The organism is Actinoalloteichus spitiensis RMV-1378, from assembly GCF_000239155.1.
GTDB classification, from domain to species: domain Bacteria; phylum Actinomycetota; class Actinomycetes; order Mycobacteriales; family Pseudonocardiaceae; genus Actinoalloteichus_B; species Actinoalloteichus_B spitiensis.
Genome location: NZ_AGVX02000694.1, coordinates 1 through 2,368, shown reverse-complemented (window position 1 = coordinate 2,368; position 2,368 = coordinate 1). Strand labels below are relative to the sequence as shown.

Sequence of the window (2,368 nt, the reverse complement as noted above, 5' to 3'; positions counted from 1 at the left end):
GCTGGAGCTCGACATCCAGATCACCAGGGACGGCCGGGACGTCGTCACCCACGACCGCCAGATCAGCCCCGCCAAGTGCCAGGACACCGGCCCCGTCCATCCGGACGACCCCGATTACCCCTACGTCGGGCGGTACATCAAGGACCTGACGTTCGAGCAGGTGCGCACCCTCGACTGCGGCTCGTTGACCCTGCCGGAGCACCCGGGGCAGCAGCCCTCGCCCGGCGCGAGGATGCCCACGCTGAGCGAGGTGTTCGCCTTGGCCCGCCAGTACCGGGCCTGGGACGTCGGCTTCAACATCGAGACGAAGGTCGAGGCGGCCGCCCCGCACGAGACCGCGCCCCGGGCCGAGTTCGTGCGGGTCGCCGCCCGCGAGATCCGGCGGTCCGGCTTCCTCGACAACGTGACGGTGCAGAGCTTCGACTGGGGCGCACTCATGCTGATGAGCCAGGTGGAACCCCGGCTGTCGCTGGTGGCCCTCACCCAGCCCGAATTCCTCCGCGCCCCGGACGGTGGTCCGTCGCCCTGGCTCGGCGGCCTGGACATCGACGACTTCGACGGCAGCGTCGTCCAGGCGGCGACGTCCATCGGGGTCGACGCCATCTCCCCGGTGCACGGGAACCCGCAGAGCGGGACGGTGGACGACCCCGACTACGAGCCCTTCACCACCCGCGAACTGGTGGAGGAGGCGCACGCCGCCGGTCTGCGGGTCATACCGTGGACCGTCAACGACCAGCCGACCATGCGCAAGCTGCTCGACGACGGGGTGGACGGCCTCATCACCGACTACCCGGACCGGTTGCGTGCGGTCCTGGCCGAACGGGGCCTCCCGCTGCCCGAGTCGTACACCCGGCGCTGGCCGGTGGCACCCACCGGCTGAGCCCGCCGACGCCGGCTCCCCTGTCGGCCCCGGGACCACTCCCGGCTCCACCCGAGCGCGCTGGCCCTCCGCCGCGCCCCGACCCACCGCGCGGGGACGGCCGCCGTCGTCGGCCGGACCGGCACGCTGAGGGCGGGTCGCACTGCCACCGGGTGGGCCGGGGCGCCGGCCGAGCCGCCCGCGGCCCCAGACCCCGCTCGTCGAGCGAACGTGGTCAGGGGCGCGTCGGTCCACGCGGAGGAGGCGGTCGGCGCTCACCCCGGTGTCCGCGCGGGGCAACGGGGGCACCCCGCGCTGCCACGGAGATCGGACGCGGAGGGGACGAGGGGAGGGACACCGCTCACGAGGCGCGGACGAGCCCGGTCACCGGGGACGGCAACGGGTCGCCCCACCAAGGGGAACGGCGGGCGGCGCCGGCACCGGACCGCGCGGAGGGACCCACTCTCCTCCGTGCTCGCGGCGGTGCCGAACGCCCCCACCTTCCACCGGTCCCCGCTCCCTGCTGCGGAGCCCGGCGAGTTCGGTTCGCCCGGCGGAGTCGACGTGGGACGGCACGTCCTCACGCACCGCACCACGGAACAACGCCACCGGTAACGTCCGCGTAACACGCGGATGCGACCCTGCCGTGGAGGAGACGGACCTACCGGCAGGTGGGGTTGCGCCGGATCCCCCCATCCCGCGAAAGTCCCTCGAACGTCGTAGTCGCCCATGCGGACACCGTGATCCGGTGGGACCGGGTCGGACCGGGTCGGTCTCCCCGCGCTGGGCAGCGGTGACCTCCTGCTCGCCGGCGGGAGCCGGGCACCCGGTCCGATCTCCGCCGCTGTCCACCACCGGACGCGGTGCCAGCGCGGCGGGCGCCACGGTGGTCCGAAGCCTCCGAACGCGCCCGCGTTCCGGCCGCGGTGCCTTCAGTCGTGGCCCGGTTGCCGGCACAGTGGACCCATGACTAGCGGACAGGGAACCGACTGCGTGTTCTGTGACATCGTCGCCGGCACGGCGGAGTCCAGCATCGTGTACCAGGACGACCGCGTCCTCGCCTTCCTGGACATCCTCCCGTTCACACCCGGGCACCTGTTGGTGGTTCCCAAGGAACACGCCGCCGGGCTGGCCGAGCTGGACGAGGAACTGGGCGCGCACCTGTTCCGGACAGCGCACCGGATAGCGCGGGCACTGCGGGCCGGGCCGCTGCCCTGCGAGGGCGTGAACCTGCTGCTCGCCGACGGGGCCGTCGCGTTCCAGGAGGTCTTCCACGTGCACCTCCACGTGATCCCCCGCAGCGTGCGCGACGGTGTGCGGCTGCACGCCAACCGCCGGCAGCCGCACCGGGCCACGCTGGACCTGATGGCCGGACGGATCCGGGACACCCTCACCGCCGAGCACGGCGCCGGCCCGGGGTAGCGCCCGGTCCCGGTCCGTCCTGGGCCGAGGGGGCCCCGGACCGGCGCGGGGAGGAACACGCCGGTCCCTCCGGTGGCGGCCGGCTGG

Annotated in this window: 2 protein-coding genes; both read left to right on the top strand. The window is 74.0% G+C overall.

Features of this window, described 5'->3' with window-relative positions:
• Positions 1–880: glycerophosphodiester phosphodiesterase family protein (locus ACTIDRAF_RS30960; protein ID WP_016701239.1), on the top strand; the 880-nt coding region annotated here is incomplete at its 5' end.
• A 945-nt stretch (positions 881–1,825) separates the two neighbouring features.
• Positions 1,826–2,281 (top strand): HIT family protein, encoded by a 456-nt coding sequence (locus tag ACTIDRAF_RS0224055; protein WP_039789308.1) that lies wholly within the window; start codon positions 1,826–1,828, stop codon positions 2,279–2,281.
• Positions 2,282–2,368: the final 87 nt, after the last annotated feature.